1 protein-coding gene is annotated in these 653 nt (G+C 75.0%); it reads left to right on the plus strand.

The window, feature by feature from the left end:
* Positions 1–527 (plus strand): nitroreductase family protein (locus tag ABD317_RS37525; RefSeq protein WP_344296625.1); only part of this gene is annotated, 527 nt, incomplete at its 5' end.
* Positions 528–653 lie beyond the last annotated feature (126 nt).

A 653-nucleotide genomic window follows, 5' to 3' on the forward strand; every position in this document is an offset into this window, starting at 1 on the left:
GGCACCTGACGGGCTTCATGGCCGCCGCCGCGGGCGGCGAGCGGCTCGGCGGGGACGCGGCGGCGGCCGGCGCGGACGGTCTGGTGAAGCTGTACGCGCTGGTGAACCACGTGGCCGGGGTGGCCCCGGGCACGTACGAATACCTGCCCGGCGGCGAGCCCGGCGCACTGCGCCGGGTCTCGGGGGAGCCGCCGGGCGCTTTCCTCCAGGAGAACTACTTCCTCGCGAACTACAACCTGGAGCAGGCCGCCGCGGTCGTCGTGCCGACCGTCCGCACGCACAGCGTGCTGGACGCGGTCGGCGACCGCGGCTACCGCCTGGTCAACGCGCTGATCGGCGGCGTCGCCCAGGCCACGTACACCGCCGCGGCGGCGCTCGACGTCGGCTGCGGGGTGGCGCTGGGCTTCGACAACATCGCGTACCGGGAGCGGTTCGAGCTGGGGGAGACGGACGAGATGCCGTTGCTGATCATGATGCTGGGCCACGAGCGGCGCGGCGCGTCCGACTACCGCTTCGAGATCGCCTGAGGGGGCGGGGATGACGGGGACCACGGGGATGACGACGGAATCGGCTCCCGCCGCGGAGGCCGCGGAGGCCGCGGAGGCCGCCGAGGGCGTGCGGCGGCCGGAGGACGCACGGCCCGACGACGCACC

The organism is Streptomyces synnematoformans (assembly GCF_039531005.1).
GTDB classification, from domain to species: domain Bacteria; phylum Actinomycetota; class Actinomycetes; order Streptomycetales; family Streptomycetaceae; genus Streptomyces; species Streptomyces synnematoformans.